Source organism: Paraburkholderia sp. GAS448 (assembly GCF_050435685.1).
GTDB lineage: Bacteria > Pseudomonadota > Gammaproteobacteria > Burkholderiales > Burkholderiaceae > Paraburkholderia.
Map to the genome: position 1 here is coordinate 119,142 of NZ_JBNDKT010000022.1, position 21,709 is coordinate 140,850.

The 21,709-nt window shown below is 64.1% G+C and carries 20 protein-coding genes; 15 read left to right on the forward strand and 5 right to left on the reverse strand.

Going from position 1 to position 21,709, the window contains the following annotated elements; translation table 11 throughout:
* Positions 1-71: 71 nt before the first annotated feature.
* Positions 72-215: a hypothetical protein gene (locus tag P3T23_RS31495; RefSeq protein ID WP_429319987.1), complete on the reverse strand. Its 144-nt coding sequence runs from the start codon at positions 213-215 to the stop codon at positions 72-74.
* Between the two features lie 203 nt (positions 216-418).
* On the opposite strand from P3T23_RS31495, the gene P3T23_RS31500 reads away from it, so the two are divergent.
* Entirely contained in the window at positions 419-1,138 is a 720-nt protein-coding gene (locus P3T23_RS31500) for an ArsR/SmtB family transcription factor (protein WP_429319988.1), read from the forward strand.
* Between the two features lie 182 nt (positions 1,139-1,320).
* Positions 1,321-3,927 (forward strand): DUF6600 domain-containing protein, encoded by a 2,607-nt coding sequence (locus P3T23_RS31505; protein ID WP_429319989.1) that lies wholly within the window; start codon positions 1,321-1,323, stop codon positions 3,925-3,927.
* 84 nt (positions 3,928-4,011) lie between these two features.
* Here the strand turns inward: P3T23_RS31505 and P3T23_RS31510 are convergent, their stop codons facing one another.
* Positions 4,012-4,983: a thymidylate synthase gene (locus tag P3T23_RS31510; protein WP_429319990.1), complete on the reverse strand. Its 972-nt coding sequence runs from the start codon at positions 4,981-4,983 to the stop codon at positions 4,012-4,014.
* Positions 4,984-5,144: 161 nt separating this feature from the next.
* A complete protein-coding gene (locus tag P3T23_RS31515; protein ID WP_429319991.1) occupies positions 5,145-6,539 on the reverse strand; it encodes a sigma 54-interacting transcriptional regulator in 1,395 nt (464 codons plus the stop codon).
* Between the two features lie 537 nt (positions 6,540-7,076).
* On the opposite strand from P3T23_RS31515, the gene P3T23_RS31520 reads away from it, so the two are divergent.
* The 9 genes from P3T23_RS31520 to P3T23_RS31560 all read left to right on the forward strand — a co-directional run bounded on the left by P3T23_RS31520 (position 7,077) and on the right by P3T23_RS31560 (position 15,758).
* Positions 7,077-7,556 carry a hypothetical protein gene (locus P3T23_RS31520; protein WP_429319992.1) on the forward strand — a complete coding sequence of 160 codons (480 nt, stop codon included), beginning with the start codon at positions 7,077-7,079 and terminating at the stop codon, positions 7,554-7,556.
* 83 nt (positions 7,557-7,639) lie between these two features.
* On the forward strand, positions 7,640-8,143 hold the full coding sequence (locus tag P3T23_RS31525; RefSeq protein ID WP_429319993.1) for a hypothetical protein: 504 nt from the start codon (positions 7,640-7,642) through the stop codon (positions 8,141-8,143).
* The gene (locus P3T23_RS31530; RefSeq protein ID WP_429319994.1) at positions 8,140-8,787 is read left to right on the forward strand and encodes a hypothetical protein; all 648 of its coding nucleotides are present in this window, start codon (positions 8,140-8,142) and stop codon (positions 8,785-8,787) included. The genes P3T23_RS31525 and P3T23_RS31530 overlap by 4 nt, the downstream gene beginning before the upstream one ends.
* Positions 8,788-8,815: 28 nt before the next feature.
* Positions 8,816-10,399, forward strand: coding sequence for a hypothetical protein (locus P3T23_RS31535; RefSeq protein WP_429319995.1), 1,584 nt, complete (start codon positions 8,816-8,818; stop codon positions 10,397-10,399).
* A 67-nt stretch (positions 10,400-10,466) separates the two neighbouring features.
* A complete protein-coding gene (locus tag P3T23_RS31540; RefSeq protein ID WP_429319996.1) occupies positions 10,467-11,177 on the forward strand; it encodes a C39 family peptidase in 711 nt (236 codons plus the stop codon).
* 7 nt (positions 11,178-11,184) lie between these two features.
* The gene (locus tag P3T23_RS31545; protein WP_429319997.1) at positions 11,185-12,048 is read left to right on the forward strand and encodes a peptidase C39; all 864 of its coding nucleotides are present in this window, start codon (positions 11,185-11,187) and stop codon (positions 12,046-12,048) included.
* Positions 12,049-12,156: 108 nt separating this feature from the next.
* A complete protein-coding gene (locus P3T23_RS31550) occupies positions 12,157-13,593 on the forward strand; it encodes a hypothetical protein (RefSeq protein WP_429319998.1) in 1,437 nt (478 codons plus the stop codon).
* A 168-nt stretch (positions 13,594-13,761) separates the two neighbouring features.
* Complete coding sequence (locus P3T23_RS31555) at positions 13,762-15,168, forward strand: sigma 54-interacting transcriptional regulator (protein ID WP_429320018.1); 1,407 nt, start codon at positions 13,762-13,764, stop codon at positions 15,166-15,168.
* An 89-nt stretch (positions 15,169-15,257) separates the two neighbouring features.
* Positions 15,258-15,758: a dihydrofolate reductase gene (locus P3T23_RS31560; RefSeq protein ID WP_429319999.1), complete on the forward strand. Its 501-nt coding sequence runs from the start codon at positions 15,258-15,260 to the stop codon at positions 15,756-15,758.
* Between the two features lie 128 nt (positions 15,759-15,886).
* Here P3T23_RS31560 and pmbA read toward each other — a convergent pair whose 3' ends face one another.
* Positions 15,887-17,263 carry a metalloprotease PmbA gene (gene pmbA / locus P3T23_RS31565; protein WP_429320000.1) on the reverse strand — a complete coding sequence of 459 codons (1,377 nt, stop codon included), beginning with the start codon at positions 17,261-17,263 and terminating at the stop codon, positions 15,887-15,889.
* A gap of 207 nt (positions 17,264-17,470) precedes the next feature.
* Here pmbA and yjgA point away from each other — a divergent pair, with 207 nt between their 5' ends.
* Complete coding sequence (gene yjgA, locus P3T23_RS31570; protein WP_429320019.1) at positions 17,471-18,082, forward strand: ribosome biogenesis factor YjgA; 612 nt, start codon at positions 17,471-17,473, stop codon at positions 18,080-18,082.
* On the forward strand, positions 18,063-18,683 hold the full coding sequence (gene mog, locus P3T23_RS31575) for a molybdopterin adenylyltransferase (RefSeq protein WP_429320020.1): 621 nt from the start codon (positions 18,063-18,065) through the stop codon (positions 18,681-18,683). The genes yjgA and mog overlap by 20 nt, the downstream gene beginning before the upstream one ends.
* Positions 18,684-18,695: 12 nt before the next feature.
* Here the strand turns inward: mog and orn are convergent, their stop codons facing one another.
* Positions 18,696-19,313 carry an oligoribonuclease gene (gene orn, locus P3T23_RS31580; protein WP_133662225.1) on the reverse strand — a complete coding sequence of 206 codons (618 nt, stop codon included), beginning with the start codon at positions 19,311-19,313 and terminating at the stop codon, positions 18,696-18,698.
* A gap of 185 nt (positions 19,314-19,498) precedes the next feature.
* Between orn and P3T23_RS31585 the strand changes: the two genes are divergently transcribed.
* Both P3T23_RS31585 and rsgA read left to right on the forward strand, forming a co-directional pair.
* The gene (locus tag P3T23_RS31585; protein ID WP_429320001.1) at positions 19,499-20,758 is read left to right on the forward strand and encodes a M48 family metallopeptidase; all 1,260 of its coding nucleotides are present in this window, start codon (positions 19,499-19,501) and stop codon (positions 20,756-20,758) included.
* Positions 20,755-21,696, forward strand: a complete 942-nt coding sequence (rsgA, locus tag P3T23_RS31590) for a ribosome small subunit-dependent GTPase A (protein WP_429320002.1) — start codon at positions 20,755-20,757, stop codon at positions 21,694-21,696. Before P3T23_RS31585 ends, rsgA begins: the two co-directional genes overlap by 4 nt.
* The last annotated feature ends 13 nt before the right edge of the window (positions 21,697-21,709 follow it).

The following is a 21,709-nucleotide window of genomic DNA, read 5'->3' on the forward strand; positions in this document are numbered from 1 at the left end:
GTCACATGACCGCTTATGGCAGAAATGACAACCATGCATCAATTTCCGCCATTTTCCGGACGTCCCGCTCGCTACTTGTGGAAAGTGACGCCTTCGTCGATCGTGCCGTACATCGTGATGCCGCTCGATCCCGTCTGCGATGGGGCGCCGCCCTGTGCGCAAGCGGCACACAGCACGGCCAGGGCGAACGCGCTAACAGCGAGCAAAAATCTCATGACTACTCTTTGCGATGTAGCTAACGGGGATTTCGATTCTAGCCTGGCGCCGGTTCTGGCCGCGAAACGACGGTCCCGCGGCACTGCACGCTGCACTCGATATTTCACGCCAGGATGAAACATGGAATGGTGAGTGCGGTCTACAGTGGCGTCATGGCGCGCCGTCATAGCCGCCGTCGAGACCACCTTACACGGAGACGCCCATGCCCGCTTCGCTTCCCGACGATCGGGACCAAAGCCACTTTCCCGGCCTGAGCCGCATCGGCGCCCTGCTTGCCGACCCGGGCCGCGCCGCGATGCTGTGGGCACTGATGGACGGCAGCGCGCGGCCAGCGGGCGAATTGACACTGATCGCAGGCCTGTCGCCATCGGCCGCCAGCGCGCATCTGGCCCGTCTGACCGACGGCGGCCTGCTGGCGCTGGAAGTCCGCGGCCGGCATCGCTATTTCCGCATCGCATCGCCCGATATCGCCGCTTCCATCGAAGCGCTCGCCAATGTCGCGCAGGCCACCGCCCCGCAACGGCCGGTGCCGCGCCCCGCTCGCACGGTGCCGGTCGACATGCGCTACGCACGCACCTGCTACGACCATATGGCCGGCGAACTGGCCGTGCGCGTGTTCGAGCGGATGGTCGGCCATGGCATGCTGACGCTGCGCGGAGACACCCTCGATGCGACGCCCGAAGGCGCCGCCCGCTTTGCCGACTGGGGCATCGAAGTCGACGCCCTGCAAACGCGCCGGCGGCGCTTCGCGTGTACCTGCCCGGACTGGAGCGAGCGGCGGCCGCACCTTGGGGGCGCGCTCGGCGCGGCAGTGCTCGACGCGTGCACGACGCAGGGCTGGGTCGAGCGGACCGGGCGGCCGCGCATCCTGCGGATTACGCCCGCCGGGCATCGTCATTTCGACGGATTTCTTACCGCCTGATCGCGGCAGGCGTACGTCGACACTTCACATTGCCGACAACGGCTCACCGGCGACCCGCGGGATAACTTTTGTTACACCGCGGCTTGGCGGGCTTACAAATCAGCGAGCCTTGATACAGGCCTGGCAGGTAGAGTGATCTCACGGGGACGCCGCCGGACGGCCGCGCCCGATGGAGAGAAAACATGAAAACACACACTACGTCTCTGCTGACATTCCGTCGTCTTACAGGCTATGCCCTCCTTGCAGTTGCCCCGTTCACGCTCGCCGCCCAGGCTGCTTTCGCACAGGCCGCGCCGCCCGACATGGCACCCGGCGCATCGGCGGCGGCCTCGCAGAACACGGATCCGCCGGGGCGCGTCGCGCGGCTGAACTACACGTCGGGCGCCGTGACGACCGAGCCGGCCGGCGCAAGCGACTGGTCCTACGCGCAGATCAACCGTCCGCTCACGACCGGCGACCAGCTCTGGAACGACAAAGGCGCGCGCTCGGAAATGCACATCGGCTCGACAGCCGTGCGGCTCGGCGAGTCCACGAGCCTTGACGTTCTCAACCTCGACGACAGCAACACCCAGCTGAAAGTCGCTCAAGGCACCCTGTCGACGCGCGTGCGTTCGCTTCAGCCAGGCTCGTCATATGAACTCGACACTCCGAATCTCGCCCTCGGTATCACGGCGCCGGGCGATTACCGGGTCGATGTCGCCCCCGACGGCAGCAGCACCACAGTGACCGTGCGCAGTGGCAGCGCAACCGCCTATGGCGACAGCGGGCAGGTGCCGCTTCAGGCGGGTCAACAGATCACGTTCGCGGGCACCAGCCTGCAACAGGCCGCCGACAACGGCGCGCCGCGCGCCGACGCCTTCGACCAGTGGGCCGCGAGCCGCGACGCCGCCGAAGACCGCTCGGTCTCCGCGCGCTATGTGTCGCGCGACGTGCCGGGCTATCAGGATCTCGACGCGAACGGCACATGGCGCAGCAGCCCGCAATACGGCGAGGTGTGGGTGCCGAACGCGGTGCCGGAGGGCTGGGCGCCGTATCACGACGGCCACTGGGTGTGGCAGGCGCCGTGGGGCTGGACGTGGGTCGACGACGCCCCGTGGGGCTTCGCGCCCTACCACTATGGCCGCTGGGCTTATGTCGACGACACGTGGGCCTGGGCCCCCGGGCCGGATGTCGTCAGCGAGCCGCCGGTGTATGCGCCCGCGCTCGTGGCGTTCGTCGGCGACAGCGACAGTTGGGGCGTCAATCTGGCGATCGGCGGCGCGGTGGCGGCAGGCGTCGCGTGGTTCCCGCTCGGCCCCGGCGAGCCGTGGCACCCGCGCGGCGGCGACTGGAGTCCGCACTACTACGAGCGCGTCAACCAGTCGATCGTGGCGAACAGCTATAACCGCCAGGTGAACATCACCAACATCAACGTCCACAACAACACGTACATCAACTACCGCGCGCCAGGCGCGGTGACGGCCGTCCCGGCAACCGCGTTCGTGCATGGCCAGCCGACCGGCCGCTATGCACAAAAGATCGACCCGCGCCAGTGGCGTAACCCGCAGATCAATCCGGGCGCCCCGGGCATTGCACCGGTGCGTGAAAGCTTCGGTCCGGGCATGCGCAACGCCAATTACCGGCCGCCGGCGAACGTAATGGCTCGCACGGTCGTCGCGACGCGCAATCCGGTTGTGCCTGCGGCGTATCGCGACAATCTCGCGCAGCATTTTGCGCAGAGCGGCGGTCGGGTGCCGGGCGCTGGCAATCCCGTTGTGCGGACTTCGATGCCGGCACATGTCGATTATGGTCAGTCGCATGGCGTGCCTGGGGTACCGGCGCAAAACGTGCGGGTAGTCCAGTCGCACGCGCCGGGCGCGATGCCGGGCCGCAACGACCAGGCTGCACAGCGGCCAGTCGAAGCCGGGCCGAACGGCGGGCATCTACCGTTTGCCGGCGTACCCAACGGCGTGCCCCGCGTGCAAGGTGCTTCGGGACAGCCGCGTCCGGAGGCGCCTGCACAGATGGCCAATACGCGGCCACAGCCGGGTAACGGTGTGCCGCGTCCGCCGCAGACCGGCGGCGGCATTCAGAACGGCGGACCAGAACACGGCGGACAGGCGGCCATCGCAGGACAGCACCCGGATGAACAGGGTCAGCCGCGTCGAGAGCCGGTTTGGACGCAGCAGCACACGCCTATGGTCCAGCAGGCACAAGGGCAACCGCAGCAGCATGGTGCGCCTCAGCAGCCGGGTAATCCGTCCTTTGCGCAACAACCGCGGCAGGAGCTTCATCCGCAGCCGCAGCAGGAGTTGCACCCGCCGCAACCCCAACAGGTGCGCGAGGTACCGCATCAAGCACCTGTGCCCCAGGCAGCCCAGCAGGCGCCACGCGCGCCGGAAGTCCACGCGCAGCCGCAGCCGGAACCGCGTGCGCAGGAATTCCGTCCGCAGCCTCAGGTGCAGGCGCAACCTCGGCCGGAACCGCGCCCGCAGCCTCAGGCGCAGGCGCAACCACGACCGGAACCGCGCCCGCAACCTCAGGCGCAGGCGCAACCACGACCGGAACCGCGCCCGCAGCCTCAGGCGCAGGCGCAACCACGACCGGAACCGCGCCCGCAGCCTCAACCGCGCCCGGAGTTCCATCCGCAGCCGGTGCAACAGGCGCAACAGCCGCGACCCGAGCCGCGCCCGCAACCGGCGCCTCAGCCGCAACCGCATCCCCAGCCGCCGCAGGTACAGCAGCCGCATCCCCAGCCTCATCCGGATCAGCATGCGAACGGCGGTCACGAAGAGCATCGCAAGAGCTAACCACGCTTCTTTAATGGCAGCAGGACGAAAAAAAGCCCGCAGTTCAACTGAACTGCGGGCTTTTTTTATTTCGACACAACCGGCCTACACGGCCATAGGCGCGGTCAGCGGCTCGTGGTGCCGGTAGCCGACGAGCGAAAAGTCCGACGGCTCGATCTTCTCCAGCCGCTCCGGCTCGTAGACGCCGGTCTGCGCATAGGCAGGCACACGGTCTGAAATCGCAAACGACGGGCTCTCGAACGGCTCCCGCGTGAGCTGCTGTTGCAGCATGTCGAGCTGGTTTTCGTAGATGTGCGCGTCACCGATGAAATACGTGAACCAGCGCGGCGTATAACCCGTCAGACGGCCCACGAGGTGCAAGAGCGCCGCGCCTTCGGTCAGATTGAACGGCGTGCCGAGTCCCACATCGTTACTGCGTATATACAGGCACAGGGAAATCTCGCGCTTCGTCGCATTCGGCAGGAACTGGTATAGCAGATGGCACGCGGGCAGCGCAATCTGGTCAAGCACCGCCGGATTCCACGCATGGAACAGAATGCGGCGGTCCGACGGGTTCTGCATGATCGTATCGAGGCACTGCCGCAACTGGTCGATCGCCTTGTAGAGCAGCACCTTGCGGCCGCCCTCTTCCGCGAACTCCGTGATCACGTGAAAACCGCGCGCCGTCGCGTCGTCGATCTGCGCCGCCTTGCTCGCATCCAGCACCTTGTAGGCAGGCCACTTGCGCCATTGCACGCCATAGACGTCGCCGAGGTCGTCAGGACCCTCGCGATAGGGATTCGCAAGCCAGTGGGGATTGTCGTTTGCGTTCGCGTCCCAGACCTTGCAGCCAAGCGCCCGAAACTCCGCCGCGCTGCGCGATGCGCGCAGAAACCCGACCAGTTCGCCCACGGCCGATTTGAAAGCCAGCTTTTTGGTGGTGACGGCAGGGAAACCCTGCTGCAGATCGAAGCGCATCATCGCGCCGGGCATGCTGATCGTGCGGATGCCCGTGCGGTTTTCCTGCCACGCGCCGGTATCCAGGATCTGGCGGACGAGGTCGAGGTATTGTTTCATTCGGGTTCCCTTCAGCCGGGCGCGACGCGCACCGGATTTTCTGGCGACAATCCCCGATTCTAGCAAGCGCGGCGGGCTCTCGCCGCGCCGCGCGCTTTTACCATCGGAGATGAGCCAGCCGTCCGGAACCCGATGAAGGCACAGGCCGCGCCTGGAGAGGCTCAGAGATGCGGAATCGTAGCGGGCAGATCGGGATGCCCCGTGAGCGGTTCGCCGTCCATGTGCCGCATGCCGTGCGAACACAACAACCGGTACAGCGTCACGCGCGAAATGCCGAGCTCCTGGGCGGCATCGCCAAGACGACCGCGATGCCGCAACAGCGCCAGTTCGATCGCCTGCCGTTCAGCCGCTTCACGGGCCTGCGCGAGCGATACCGGCACGATCTCGACATAGTCGGCGAGTTCGAGATCGCGCGCCGTGATCGCGCGTCCTTCGGACATCACGATCGCGCGCCTCACCCGGTTGATCAGCTCGCGCACATTGCCGGGCCAGCTGTAGTTATGCAGCGCGGCAATCGCGTCCGGTGAGAAACCGCGTAGACGCCGGCTCGCGTCCTTGCGGAAGCGTTCGAGCATGTGGCGCGCCAGCAGCTCGATATCCTTGCCCCGCGCGCGCAGCGGCGGCTCGTCGATCTGCAGGACGCACAGACGGTGATAAAGGTCAGCGCGGAAGCGCCCTTCGATCATCGCCGTATGCATATCGACGTGGGTCGCGGAAATGATCCGTACATCGACAGCAGTCGACCCGTGGCCGCCAAGCCGTTCGACCTTGCCCTCCTGCAGGAAGCGCAACAGGCTCGCCTGGCTTTCCATCGGCAGGTCGCCGATTTCATCGAGAAAGAGCGTTCCGCCATTGGCCGCTTCGACGCGTCCGATCTTGCGCTGGTTGGCGCCCGTGAACGCGCCGCGCTCATAGCCGAACAGTTCCGATTGCAGCAGATGAGGCGGAATCGCACCGCAGTTGATCGGCACAAACGGCGCGCTGCGGCGGGCCGAGCGCTCGTGAATGGCGACCGCCGTCAACTCCTTGCCCGTGCCCGATTCGCCCGAGATGAAAACCGGCGCGTCGGTCATCGCAACCTTGCGGATCGAGCGGAACAGCGCCAGCATCGCGTCGCACGAACCGACCATCTCGCCTTCGTTGCCGGTTGTGCCCGAATCATTCGAGGCAGGCTCGCCGAGCGAGATCATGCCGTAGGCGTGGCCCACCGAATCGACGATCCTGTCGCCGGAGTAAGGGACCGTTACGTAATCGAAACAGTAGTCGCGCACAAGGCGGCGCAGCGCAGCATCCTGCAGTTGCCCGGGTGTGGTCGCGGCGACCCAGCCGACATTGGGCATCGTGAGACAGGTTTCGAAACCGACAATCTCGTGCGGCTGGAAACGGCTCGACAGATCCAGCAAGCCACCCGCCGCCGACCCGGCGCGCACGGCACGACGGACATCACGAGCCGAGGTGACGACTTCGACATGCCAGCCTCGCTGGTGAAAGCGCGTGTTGAGATCCGCGCTGGGATCGCGAGTGACGTAAATCAATTGCCGCGTTGCGGGTTCCATTATTCAGATCCTCTCGTCAACGTACACGTTAAGGATGACGGCACGCACCTGAACAGTTTCCAGACACGCTGACTTAAGTTGGGATTTCGCCGTGTGGCAAAAACCGAACGGCCATTCCATTCCGTGCGGACAGCGGATCCCCGAAAAGCGGCGTGTGTGTATTGAGACGGCCCTGGACGGGCTTTTTTAAACTGATGCTATTTGTCGAAAGCTTACTATACGCGCGCCCGCCGGAAAACATTTATGCAAATTAAATCTGCAAATCCGCCACAGATAAGGCTCACCCGGCGGTTGACGTTGTCTGCAATCTGTTAATAAATCGTTTTCACAGACCAACTCACTCCTTTGGTCCGACTTTTCCGGATACCGCTTTTTTCAGAAATACAGGTATTTTCTTCCGCTCGTTTCAGGCCTGAAACATTTTTAGGCGATTTGCGTTTTCAGGCCTGAGTCTGACACAGAGCAGTCCAGACGTACCAATGGATTGCGGCTGATGGCACACGTTTCGCTAAATGTCCTGCACCAAGGAGACACATCATGCGACTCGCTTTCCGCATCGACACTAACTTTACTGCGCTTGGTGCCGCCCTTTGCGTTGCACTGGCGTCGATGGCATTGCCGATCGACGTCTTCGCCGCCGACGCGGCTTCCGTGCCCGCCACGAGCGCCCCGTCGGCCAGTTTTACGGGCTCCGCGGTCACAGCGACCCCTGCTCTCGAAGCCGCGGCAGATAGCACTGTGGCGGTGGATACGTCTGCGGAAAGTGGTGACTCGACCGCCCAGGCGCCAGGCGTTTCCGCCGATGCTGCATCCGTGAACGATATTGTGCTCGACGACCAGATGCTGTCCCGGCAGCGCGGCGGTGCCGCCGGCATGGTGATGGTCGCGGCGGCTCCGCAGCTACGCGGCGGCTCCGTCACGTTGTGGGACGAAATCGCGCCGCCGACGCCATTGCCGATTCCGGTGGATGCGGCACGCGCCCAGCAGAGCAACGTCGCAAGTTATGTCAGGAAGTGATTTGAACAGCAAGTGAATGAACGATGGACACGATCGCCGCGGCACCTGCTTCGGCACTTCGGTTCACGAACGGGGGCACTGCCATGACCGCTTCATTCCGGACGATGCGCGCGCGCGATCTGTACGCGCCACTCGTCGCCGCGCTCTTCGGCATGCTGGCGGCCAGCGCCGCGACGCTGGCAAACGCCCAGCAGAGCGTCAATCCCGGCGACATCATCGTCGAGCGCCAGGTCACCCCGCGCATCGCCTACGACAGCGTCCCGAAGAGCGACGACCCGGTGATGGTGCGGGCGACCACCTTCCCGGCCAACAGCTTCAATCCGGCGATCGCGATGCTGGTGTCCGACGCGGATCTGACGAACGCGCACGGCTCGACCGGCCTGGCTGACGGCAGCGTCGGGTCAGCCGGACTGCAGGCGGTCACGCGCATCCTGAGCGGCAATACCACGGGCAGCAACGTCGCGCTCGGCAGCGGCGGCATCGGACAACCGTCACCAGGAATTGGCGGCACGATTTCCTCGTCGGTATCGGGTGCGCTCGCTCCGCTGTCAACCGCTCTCGGTGGCGCCCTGGGAGGCCTGAAATGAGCCCGCGCCACACCCCCAGCCTACGGCGTGCGGTGCTCGCGTACGCCTGCGTGGCGGTGACCGCGGCCGCCGCCTTCGCGCCGCAGGCCGCGCACGCGCAGGCCGATCCACGGGTTCCACAAGTCAGCGCCGACGCGGCGATCGCCAACGGCGCCGCGGCAAACGTGCACGGTGCGATCGCGCTCAACGAAACCGCCGGCCTCGATAACGTCCAGGCCAACCAGATGACGATCACGACAGGCGGCGCAACGGCGAACGACAACGCGAGCGCGCAGGGTGCGGCAGGCGCGGCGAAGGTGAGAGCCGCGCGCGCCACGATCGAAGGCAATGCGTTTTCCAGTACGTCCGGAGCGGTAATGCTGAACCAGTCTGCGGGCGCAGGGAATCTCCAGCAAAACAGTGTGCAGCTCGGCACCGCGGCGCTCGGAGTCGAGACCGTCTCGGATGGGGTGCTATCCGCGACGGCCCCGAAAAACGGTGGTCGGGGTCAATCCATCGGGGTTGAGAGTGTTCGCGAGGCAAACATTTCCAGTGACGCCTTCAAGAACGCCAGCGGGATCGTCCAGATCAACCAGACTGCCGGTGCCGGAAATGCAACGGCAAACAGTTTTGTGCTCCGTCCCCCGGCGGGCACTCTTTTCTAAATAGCCACACTCGTATCGGAGCGAAAAAATGAAACGCACTATTATTGCAGCGGCAGTCTTTGCGGCAGCTACGGGTTCCGCCTTTGCCTCGCCACAAAATCCCTACATCTTCAATGCGACGATTGTGGGCGAGCGGGTCGGCATCGAAGGCTGGGTGACGCTGTTCGGTTGTGTGCAGGTGTCGAGCACAGCCGGCGCGGTGGTCAATAACAACCAGAGCATCTCCACCCATGCTTCGCTCGATCCGCAGGCGCAGAGCTATGTCAAGGGCGCCGTCACGACGACCTATAACGACAGCAACAAGAGCGTAGTGGGCACCGGTACGAACAGTTCCTACAACAACAGCTCGTTCGCGACGGCCGAACAGTCGGCCCACTCGCACACGTCGACAGAGTCGAACATGTCCAACTCGACCACGACGAAGAGCTACTCGAGCAACTACGCGTACGGCAATACGGCGAGCGCGTCGGAATCGAGCCAGGCGCACGAGACGAGCGACTCCGGCTGGGCCAGCAACAGCGCGTCGTCGAGCGACAAGTCGAAGTCGCACACCAGCAACTACGCGAGCACCGACGCCCATTTGAGCTATGCGACCGGCCACAACAATCAAAACGGCTCGGGATCCGTGACGGTAGGCATCTCTACTTCGAGCAGCGGCGACTTCCAGAACGGCTCCGCCAGTGTGACCCTGAGCGGCTCCGAACAGACTTCGAAGGGCTACGACAAGCTGCATAACAGCGGCAGTTCGACCACCGCTTCCGAGGGCTACAACTCGAACAGCACATCGAACTCGACGAAGAGCGCGGACGCCAATCACTCGGCCTACGCGGATGCCGCTCAAAGCTGGAGTGCAACCGCGTCCGACAGTGGCTCGGGCAACAAGTCGAAGAGCTCCACCTCGACGTATGCGCATAACGACTCGTCAACGCGCAGCGAAGCAAGCACCAGTTCGTCATCGTATGCAAAGCAGACGCAGTCTTCGCATGCCTGGGGCTATAGCGTGAACGACACGCTGACAACCACCGACGAGACGACCACGGGTCATATCACGCAGGTCTATGACACGCGCGTCGCCGGCACGCTGAATGCCACGACGGGCACCGGCGCGGCTTCAGGCGTATCGGGCAATCTCGGCATCAACATCGCCGAAGGCATCGACAACGCCCAGAGCAACGACACGTCGCTCGCTTCGGTGGACGTCGGCAACGTGTTCGGCAATGCGCAGATCTTCAACACGCAGTCGACTTCGGGCAAGGCGAAGATCAACAACTTCAACCTGAACGCGTCGATCGGCGATAACTCGCTGCAAGGCGTGTCGGGCAACGTTGGCGTGAACGTCGCGTCCGGTATTGGCAACGGCCAGAACAACAGCCTCGCGGGCGCGGTCACGACGACCAGCCCGGGCGCTGCGAAGACGACGGCCATGGTCGCCACGGACGAAAACTCGCAATCGGCAACGATGTCGGTGCAAGGTCAGTTCCAGGGCACCGCCATGCTGGGCGCCGGCGCACTGGCCGGCTCGACGGGCAATATCGGCGTGAACATCGCCGGTGGCGCTGGCAACCTGCAGCACAACGGTCTGGCGATCGCCGCGCTTAACAGCGGTCACTGATCGAATCACAGCGGGAAACGCGCCGGCCGCCACCGAAGCGGCCGGCGCGCATCAGCAGGAGACCAGCATGTCCGGGCTTGTCCCACCTCTCGCATCACGATTTGCCATTGCACTGGCAACTTGCACCTTGTGTGCGGCAGCCCACGCACAAGCGGTCATCGATACGTCTACTCTGACCGGCGTTCCGCTCACCAAAACGGTTCGCTCGATGAAGGACATCCGCTACGGCCACATCGTCAGCCAGCAGTTCGACTACAGCTGCGGCGCAGCGGCGCTCGCCACCCTTCTCAAGTACGGCTACGGCATCGACATCCCTGAGACGGAACTGATCCGCCGGATGATGGTGTTTTCATCGCCGGAGGTGGTTGTGAAGAACGGCTTCTCGATGCTCGACATGAAGAAGTTCGTCGAGACGATCGGTTTGCGGGGTAGAGGATATCGGGTCAATACGGAGGCGCTGTACCACCTGCAGATTCCCGTCATGGTTCTGATGAATATCGGAGGGTACGAGCATTTCGTGATCGTCAAGCACGCGCAGGACGGCCGCATTTTCATTGCGGACCCTGCCCTCGGCAATCGCATCGTGCTCGAAGAGGACTTCGCGCAGACCTGGAACGGTCTCGTGTTTGCGGTCCTCGGAAAACCGTTTCTGGAGGATTCACCGCTCTTGCAGAACAACGAGTCGCTGGCCCTGAAGCTGCGCGCGAACGCGCTGGCGAACGGGACGGCGGCGACTCCATTCGTGGAATACGGCTTGTCCAAGGCAGACCTGTTCTGACCCGACCATGAAGCAGATCTTCACACAGTTCGGCTTTGCGTTTTGCGCCTCGACATGCGCATTCGCGAGCGGGGCTTTTGCCGCCGACGGCACCGGTGGACCGCCGGTGCCCGACTTTTTGTCGGCGCATGACGTAGCCCCTCAACAACTCAGCTGGCAAGCGGTGGACGACGACCTACTCGCTCATCAGACCGGCAAATATGCCGGCGCAACGATGATCTCCGGGTTCGTGCTGAGCGTCCTTTCTGAATGGAAGATGCCCAACGGCGCGACCGCAATCGCGCAAGGCGCCCTCACCGTCGCGCAGAACATGCAAAACGAGATCACCGCAAAGGCGAACACGATGGTGAAGGTCACAGAAGACAGGGCCGCCGCCCAACACAATAACGGCGCCAATGCGGCCGCCCAACACAACAACGGCGCCAGTCCGACCGCCCACGCGACCGGGGGACAGGGCGTTTCGGTGAACGGGGTATCGCAGGTCACCCAGGTGGCAGGTGATGGCAATGTCGGCGTCAATGCTGCGCAGATCGATTTCAACAACAACGCGGCGCAGCTCGCCAACTTCGCAGGCGGCACGAATGCGCCGGCTGCGAGCGCCTCCAATTCGACCGGCACCATCAAAGCCGGCATTTCGTTCGGCACCGGCGGCGTGACAGTTGCCTTGCAGACGCCCGCCGGTCTTGCCACGCAGACGATCGCGCCAAATAACGCACAACAGGCCGGCTCGATCGCGCAACTGCTGCAGATCGCAGGTAACAACCAGCAGGTCGCCAACCAGTTGCAACTGCATCTGCAGACACAGCAGATGTCGCCACTCATGCAGCAGCAGCTTGGCGTTCTGCAAGCCCTGCAAAACTCAAGGAGATGAGTCGGGCAGCCACCCGCTACTGGAGACCGCAGACAGAAAAGGCTTTGACGACCGCGCGATGCACAAGGAGACCGGCACCGCGCGACTGTTTTACCGGGGGACACAAGAATGACGAACTATTCATGGACTAGAGGGCCGCGTAGTGCCCTCGCGGCCATTCCGGCCGCCGTGATGCTATTCGCGCTTTCGCAGGGGGCCGGCGCGCAGGCGCTTGCAGGCCAGTCGGTCGAAGACCGGCTGAATACGCTGATGCGCGTCGTCGACGAGCAGCAGAAGCAGATCCGTTCACTTGAACGCCAGGTCACGAACCTGGAAATGGCCCAGCGCGGGCGCGGCGCACCCGGCAACGGTGCGCCCGCCGGCTCGGAGGCCGTCGCCGACCAGCCGGGCGCGGATGGCCTGCCAGTGCCGTTGCCGCCGCTCGCGCAGGTGACCCCGGGCGCACCCGCGCCGGGCGGCGCAACGGGCACGGCAACCGGCGTGCCGGTCAATCCCCCTTCACCGGAGGCCGGCAGTTCCGCCGCCACCGGCGCACCGGAAAATCCCGACGGCACGATCGGCCAGACCCAGCGGGCAGCCGAGCCTGTCCGTACCCAGGCAGAACAGGCCGTCGTGCAGCGCGAACACGCACCCCTCTTCGACCATAAGCTGACTCTGGACTGGGGCATCAGCGACACGTACTACGACCGCCGTCAGCTGCAGCTGTCCGGGTTCCTCGCGCTCGACGCGATCTTCCTCGGCAACATCAACCTGGGACAGACGAAGTCGCACCAGGTGATGGCCGACCTCGACACGCGCTACGGCCTGACCGACCGGATCAGCGTCGACGTCGACGTGCCGTATATCTATCGCTACAGCAACTTTATCGTCGGGGGTGCGGGCGGAGCGGCCAATACGCTGTCGGATGCATCGGTCAGTTCGCATGCGATTGGAGACGTAAACTTCGGGGTCTACTATCAGTTCGTGAAGGAAACCAACGATATTCCGGACATCGTCGGCAGCCTGCGCGTGAAGTCGCCAACCGGTACCTCACCCTTCGGCATCAAGGTCATCCAGCTTGAACCGGACAACACGAATCTCGTCGCACCGACCAAGCTGCCCACGGGCACCGGCTTCTGGAACCTGACAGCCGGGATGTCGGTGCTGAAGACGTACGATCCGGTCGTGCTGTTCGGCAGTCTCTCTTACACGTACAACATCGCCCGTTCGTTCGCGGATATCTCGTCGGTGGTTGGCCAGACCGAACCGGCGACCGTCAAGCTCGGCGACATCTGGCAGTTCGGCGGCGGCGTCGCGCTCGCGTTCTCGGACAAGGATTCAGCAAGCATTTCCTACACGATGGCGATTCAACCGGCTTCGAAAACGAGAGCGCCGGGCGGCGACTACGTGAAGGTGCCGGGCAGCGAAACCACCGCAGCGGTATTGAATTTTGGCTTGAACCACGTAGTGAACAAGCATCTGACGATCAACGGCGCGGTATCGGTGGGCATGACACCCGACGCGCCGAACTTTGTCGTCGGCGTGCGCTTTCCCTACACTTTCTGACGTGCCAACGATACGAGGCCGATCGTGCGCGAATCACCCCATCTGACTACCGTCACTCCGCTTTCAGGCGCCGGCACGCACCTGTCGCTGGCCATCCCGAACGAGACGCCGCCGGGACTTCCGGACGAAACGCCGGTCGTACGACAGCCGGAAGGCCGACAGGAATTCATGAACGGCGCGGAACGCCTCTCCGCCCCGTCGGAACGCACGCTGGTGTATGTCGCGCGGGTGCCGGACGAAACGCTGAGCGCCCATCTGAAAAGTCGCGGCTGGACGGTGGTGGTCGCGCGTTCCGCACACGAACTCGGCCGGCTGCTGAAGCCGGACATGGCCTGCGCCGGCATCATCGATCTGACGAGCTTCGCCATACGCGACCTGCCGACGCTCGAAGGCAGTCTGCGGCAGCAGCAGGTGGGCTGGATCGCGCTCGCCACGGCGGACCGTCTCACGGATCCGGAAGCCCGGCGCCTCATCCGCCACTACTGCTTCGACTACGTGAAGACGCCGGTCGCGAACGCGACGCTCGACTATCTGGTCGGTCATGCATTCGGCATGGTGTCGCTGTGCGATCCCGACATGGTTGCGAGCGTTCCGGTGTGCGGCGACGACGAAATGGTCGGCACCTGCGAAGCGATGCAACAGCTCTTCCGCACGATCCGCAAGGTCGCCAATACCGACGCGAGCGTGTTCATCTCCGGCGAGTCGGGCACCGGCAAGGAGCTGACAGCCCTCGCCATCCATGAACGCTCGCCGCGTCGCAAGGCGCCGTTCGTGCCGATCAACTGCGGCTCGATTCCGCACCATCTGCTGCAGTCCGAACTGTTCGGCTACGAACGCGGCGCGTTCACGGGCGCCAACCAGCGCAAGATCGGGCGCGTCGAAGCGGCCAATGGCGGAACGCTCTTTCTCGACGAAATCGGCGACCTGCCGATGGAAAGCCAGGCAAGCCTGTTGCGCTTCCTGCAGGAGGGCAAGATCGAACGGCTTGGCGGCCGCGAGTCGATTGCGGTCGACGTGCGGATCATTTCCGCCACCCACATCGACCTCGAAAATGCGATGCGCGAAGGACGGTTCCGCGCGGACCTGTTTCACCGTCTGTGCGTGCTGCGCGTGGACGAGCCGCCGCTGCGCGCACGCGGCAAGGACATCGAGATTCTCGCGCATCACATCCTGCACAAGTTCAAGACGGACAGCGGGCGCAAGATTCGCGGCTTCACGCCGTCGGCGATCGAGGCGATGTACAACTACAACTGGCCGGGCAACGTGCGCGAGCTCATCAATCGCGTGCGGCGCGCCATCGTGATGGCCGAAAACAAGCTGATTTCAGCGGAGGATCTCGATCTCGCGCACTTCACCGAGCAGCAGACCATGAGCCTTTCGCAGGCGCGCGAAGCAGCCGAGAAGCGGGCAATCGAATCGGCGCTGCTGCGTCATCGCCACCGGCTGAACGAAGCGGCTGCCGACCTTGGCATTTCGCGCGTCACGCTATACCGGCTGATGGGCGCGCACGGTCTGCGCGAAGCAAACGGCCAGGACGACAAGGGGCTCTCTGGCGACGGCGAGCATCACGAGTGACGCGCATCCATGGCCGGGCTGCCTCGTGGCCGGGAGACGGGGCGCGCCCGTCAGGTAGAATCGGAACGACTACGTTTCCTTTTGACTCGATGACGACGCTCACCCTGATCGTCGCTCGCGCCCGCAACGGCGTGATCGGCCGCGACAACCAACTGCCCTGGCGGCTGCCCGAAGACCTTGCCTTCTTCAAGCGCACGACGATGGGCGCGCCCATCATCATGGGCCGCAAGACCCATGAGTCGATCGGCCGCGCGCTGCCGGGACGCCGCAACATCGTCGTCACGCGCGACGCCACGCGGCGCTTCAACGGTTGCGACACCGTCACGAGCCTCGATGAGGCGCTTGCGCTCGCCGCGCAGGATCAGGCGCCAGAGGCGTTTCTGATAGGCGGCGCGCAACTCTATGACGAAGGACTCCGCCTCGCCGACGAGCTGGTGATGACCGAGATTTCCGCCGATTTCCACGGCGACGCGACGTTTCCCGCGCCCGATCCGGTTTTGTGGGAAGAAGTCGCACGCGAAACGCATCGCGCGCATGCGCCGAACGAATTCGATTACGCGTTCGTCAGGTATCGGCGCAGGGGCGTCTGACGTTTGTCGTTTGTCGTTTGTCGTTTCCAGCGCTGCCAGCGTGGCACCGCTCCAGGATAAAAAAACGCCACGGTTTCTCCGTGGCGTTTTTCTTTTGCCGCCTGCAGCTAAGACGGTAGAGCAACCGTTTATTGCCCCGCGATCGTCATCCGCTCGATCAGCACCGAACCGGTCTGCTTGGTGCCGCGCACAATCGTGTCCGAGCCGATCGCGACGATGTGATGGAACATCTCCTGCAAGGTGCCCGCCACGGTGATTTCCTCGACCGGATACTGGATCTTGCCGTTCTCGACCCAGAAACCCGATGCGCCGCGTGAATAGTCGCCCGTCACGTAGTTCACGCCCTGCCCCATCAGTTCGGTCAGCAGCAGGCCGGTACCGAGCTTCTTGAGCATTGCCTCGAAGTCGTCTTCCGGGCGGGTCTGGGAGCTTCTGAGCGACAGGTTGTGAGAGCCGCCGGCATTGCCGGTCGTCTGCATGCCGAGCTTGCGCGCCGAATACGTCGACAGGAAATAGCCTTCGACCACACCGTCCTTGACCACCGACCGCTGCCGGGTGCGCACGCCTTCCTCGTCGAACGGCGCGCTGCCCATTGCGCGCGGCGTATGCGGATCCTCGACGATCTGCACGTGCGGCGCGAAGACCGGCTTGCCGAGGCTGTCGACGAGGAACGACGTCTTGCGGTACAACGCACCGCCGCTCGTCGCCTGGACAAATGCGCCAAGCAGGCCCGCGGCGAGCGGCGCTTCGAACAGCACCGGCACCTTGCGGGTATCCAGGCCGCGCGCGCCTGTTCTTGCGAGCGCCCGTTCGGCGGCATAGCGGCCGACGGCTTCCGGGTCCGCGAGTTCGTCGGCGCTGCGCTTCGAGGTGTACCAGTCGTCGCGCTGCATGTTGCGGCCGCTGCCCGCGATCGGCGCGCAGGCGATGTAGTGACGCGAATACGGATAGCCGGCGAGAAACCCGCGCGACGTCGCCAGCACAAACTGCGAATGCTGGGCGGACACGCTCGCGCCTTCCGAATTGCGGATCTGCGGGCTGGTGGCGAACGCGGCGTCCTCGGCCCGGCGGGCGATCTCGACCGCTTCGTCGGCGGAGAGATTCCACGGGTGATACAGGTCGAGATCGCGCGGGTCGGTTTCGAGCAGTTCGCGTTCGGCGAGACCGGCGCAGTCGTCCTCGGCGGTAAAGCGGGCGATGTTGTACGCGGCCGCCACCGTGTCCTTCAAGGCCTGTGACGAGAAGTCGGAGGTGCTGGCATTGCCGCGCTTGTTGCCGATGAAGACCGTCACGCCGACCATCTTGTCGCGGTTGTGCTCGATCGTTTCGACTTCGCCGCGTCGCACGGAGACCGACAGACCGTCACCTTCAGAGATTTCGGTCGCCGCGTCGGTGCCGCCGATCGCCTTGGCGTGGCGCAGAATGTCTTCTGCGATCTGCTTCAGTTCGTCCTGCGTGTGCGGGAAAAAGCGCTGTTTGACGTCCATGTCGGTGTCTGCTGCCATCGTCGTTGCCGTCCAGTTTGGGGCCAAAAAGCGGCCCGGCTTTGTTTTTGCATCGGTGAAGTTACGTATCTCGCGATCATAGCAAGGTCCGCGCCGCCGCACCTGGGCTTCAACGGATCTTCGGGCCACCTTCGCGCGGCGACCGGTTCGTCAGGTTTAGCCATCCCGCCCGCCGGTTCGGCAGGCACGGCACGCTACAATATCGCCATGACACGCAAAACCCGCACTCAACCCATCCATGCCGAACCCGTCGTCGACGAAAACGGGTACGACCGTCCCAGCAAATCGCAGCTCAAGCGTGAAATGCACGCGCTGCAGGAGCTGGGCGAGGCGCTGATCGCGCTGCCGAAAGACGCGCTCAAGCGCATGCCCATGCCCGAAGCGCTCGGCGACGCCGTCCGCGAAGCGCGCCGTATAACCGATCACGAAGGCAAGCGGCGCCAGGTCCAGTATGTCGGGCGCGTGATGCGATCGCTGCTGGAAGAGGAAACGGCCGCGCTGCGCACCGCGCTCGACAGCTACCGTGGCATCAACAAGGCCGAAACGGCGCGTCTGCACTGGATCGAGCGCACCCGCGAAAAACTGCTGGCCGACGATGCGGCGCTGACCGAATTTATCCGCCAGCACCCGGCCGTCGATCCGCAGGAAGGGCGCACGCTGATCCGCAACGCGCGCAAGGAGTCGGAGCAGGGCAAGCCGCCGCGCTATTTCCGTGAACTGTTCCAGTGGATCAAGGACGCCAGCAAGGCAGGCGCCGAAGACGACGACGAAGCCGATGCGGACGCCCTTGATGACGACGATGACGATACCCACGCGTAACCATCCCGACGAAATCCTGATCGGCCTCGTGTCGATCAGCGACCGCGCCAGTAGCGGCGTCTATGAGGACAAGGGCATTCCGGCGCTCGAGGAGTGGCTGGGACGCGCCTTGATCTCGCCATGGCGCGCTGAAACCCGGCTGATCCAGGACGACGCCGCGACGATCTCGGCGACGCTGATCGAACTGGTCGACGAAACCGGCTGCGACCTCGTACTGACGACCGGCGGCACCGGCCCCGCGCGGCGCGACGTCACGCCCGAGGCAACGCTGGCAGTGGGAACGAAGGAAATGCCGGGATTTGGCGAACAGATGCGGCAGATCAGCCTGAATTTCGTGCCGACCGCGATTCTGTCGCGGCAGGTCGCCGTGATCCGCGAGACTGCCAGCCGCGCGGCGCTGATCGTCAACCTGCCCGGTCAGCCGAAGTCGATTCGTGAAACGCTGGAAGGGTTGCGCGATGAAACGGGTAACGTGAAAGTGCCCGGTATCTTTGCTGCGGTGCCGTATTGCGTCGACCTGATCGGCGGGCCGTACGTGGAAACGAACAGCGCCGTCGTCACGGCATTCCGGCCGAAGAGCGCGCAGCGCGCTCCCCGGTAACGGCGCCTTGCCTCAGATCGCCACCGCCGCGGCACCTGGGGCACTGGCTTCGGGGATCAGAAAATGCTGGCGGTAGTACTTCAGCTCGTCGATCGATTCGTGAATGTCAGCGAGCGCGGTATGCATTGCGCGCTTCTGGAAGCCCTTGTAGATCGTCGGCTGCCAGCGGCGGCACAGTTCCTTCAGCGTGCTGACGTCGAGATTGCGGTAGTGGAAGAATTGCTCCAGTTCCGGCATCCAGCGCGCCATGAAGCGGCGGTCCTGACAGATCGAGTTGCCGCACATCGGCGACTTGCCCGGCGGCACGTATTCGCCGAGAAACGCCCGGATCTGTTCGGTGGCTTCGGCTTCGCTGACCGTCGACGCGCGCACCCGGTCGATCAGACCCGAGCGGCCATGCGTGTTCTTGTTCCATTGATCCATCCTGTCGAGCGTTTCATCGCTCTGATGGATCGCGATCACCGGTCCTTCGACCAGCCTGTCGAGCGTTGAATTGGTCACCACTACGGCGATCTCGATGATACGGTCAGTGTCGGGCTCGAGACCGGTCATTTCCATGTCGAGCCAGATGAGGTTCATGTCGCTGCGTACGAGCGTTGGCTGGTCGATGGGGTCGAGGGTGTCAGTCATGAAAGGCAACCTTGCTGTGGTCGGGACGGGTTGTCGGATAAGGAGCGGCGTAGGGCGAGGCCGTCATGCCGTCGTTCGCGGTCCGCGGCACGCCCGAATGCCGTTGAAACAGTTCGAATGAGCGCATCCCGCCCACGCGGCGGAAGAAACATATAATTCTCGCATAGATACCACGGATTCCCCGGATGCCTACCCTGTACTTCACCGTTCTGTTCGTCATCGCCGTTGCCGCGATGGTCGCGACCAAACTCTGGCTCGCGTCGCGGCAGACACGCTTCGTCGCGGCGCACCGCAATCAGGTGCCCCCGCAGTTTGCCGGGACGATCCCGCTCGCGGCCCATCAGAGGGCCGCCGATTACACTGTCGAACGCACCCGGCTCACGATGATGGAAATCGTCGTCAGCGCCGCGGTGCTGATCGGGCTGACGCTGCTCGGCGGCGTGCAGGCCCTCGATCTGGCCATCTCCGACTGGCTCGGCCGCGGCTATGCTGGCCAGATCGCACTGGTGGCGGCGGTGATCGCAATTACGAGCGTGCTCGACCTGCCGTTCGAGTACTACCGGCAGTTCGTCATCGAAGAGCGGTTTGGCTTCAACCGGATGAGCAAGCGCATCTTTTTAGTGGACCGTATCAAGGGCACGCTGCTCGGCGTGGCGTTCGGCCTGCCGCTGCTGTTCGTCGTGCTGTGGCTGATGAATCAGGCCGGCAGCCTGTGGTGGCTGTGGACGTGGGTCGTGTGGGTTGTGTTCCAGATGCTGGTGCTGGTGCTGTATCCGTCGTTCATCGCCCCGCTCTTCAACAAGTTCGAGCCGCTCAAGGACGAAGCGCTGAAAAACCGTATCGAGGCGCTGATGAAGCGTTGCGGGTTCGCCGCCAAAGGTCTCTTCGTGATGGACGGCAGCCGTCGCTCCGCACACGGCAACGCCTATTTCACCGGGTTTGGCGCAGCGAAGCGCATCGTGTTCTTCGACACGCTGCTCGCACGCCTGTCGGGCAATGAAATCGAGGCGGTGCTTGCGCACGAACTCGGTCACTTCAAGCGGCGTCACGTGATCAAGCGGATGATCGTCACGTTCGCGATCAGCCTCGCGATGCTCGCGCTGCTCGGCTGGCTGTCGCAGCGCGTGTGGTTCTATGAAGGCCTGGGGGTGCGGCCGTCGCTCATCGGCGGTAACAGCGGGCTCGCGCTCGTGCTGTTCTTCCTCGCCGTCCCCGTGTTTCTGTTCTTCGTGACGCCGCTCGGCAGCCTCAGCTCGCGCAAGCACGAGTTTGAAGCCGACGCCTTCGCCGCCACCCAGACCGACGCCCAGGATCTCGTCAACGCGCTCGTCAAGCTGTATGAAGACAATGCGTCGACGCTCACGCCCGATCCACTCTACACCGCGTTCTACTACTCGCATCCGCCGGCGTCGCAGCGGATCGACCGCCTGCTGCGGCACGCATGAGCGGCCGCTCGCCGAAGGCAGCGCGCGCCGCGGCCAGCGCGCTTGCGCGGGTGCACGGACTCGTCGTCGCCGCGCATGGGCGCCACTACCTGGTCGTGCCCGACGATGGCGGCGCCCCGCTGCAGTGCTTCCCGCGAGGCAAGCGCAGCGAGGTGGCGGTCGGCGATCGCGTGACCTATGAAGCGGCTTCCGCTGACCAGGGCGTGATCGTCGCCATCGACGAGCGGCGCAATCTGCTCTATCGATCGGATCAGTACAAGTCGAAGCTCTTTGCAGCGAATCTCGATCAGTTGCTGATCGTACTGGCCACCGAGCCGCACTTCAGCGAGGATCTGCTCGGTCGCGCGCTGGTCGCCGCGGAAGCGAACGAACTCAAACCGCTGATCGTGCTGAACAAGATCGACGTCGAAGCAGCGTTACCCGGCGCGCGGGCGCGGCTCGCGCGCTATCGCGAACTGGGGTATCCGGTGGTCGAAGTGTCGATCAAGATGCAGCCCGACGCCGCCCGCGCGGCACTCTCCGAACATCTGCATGGTCATTCGACGCTGCTGCTGGGCCAGTCAGGCATGGGCAAGTCGACGCTCGTGAATCTGCTCGTGCCGGATGCGGAAGTTGCGACACGCGAAATATCCACGGCGCTCAACAGTGGCCGTCACACGACGACCTATACCCGGCTCTATCCGCTGCCCGAAGGCGGCTCGCTGACCGATTCGCCGGGTTTTCAGGAATTCGGCCTGCATCACCTGACAGAAGGTCGTCTCGAACGGGCATTCCCGGAGTTTCGTCCGCTGCTGGCTGACTGCCGCTTCTACAACTGTCATCATCTTCAGGAACCGGGCTGCGCGATTCTCGCAGCCGTTGAAGACGGCCGCATCGCGCGCGAACGGCAAGCGCTGTATGCTCAACTCGTTCACGAGGCGAGCCAGATTGTCCGCTGACAATCAACGCGCC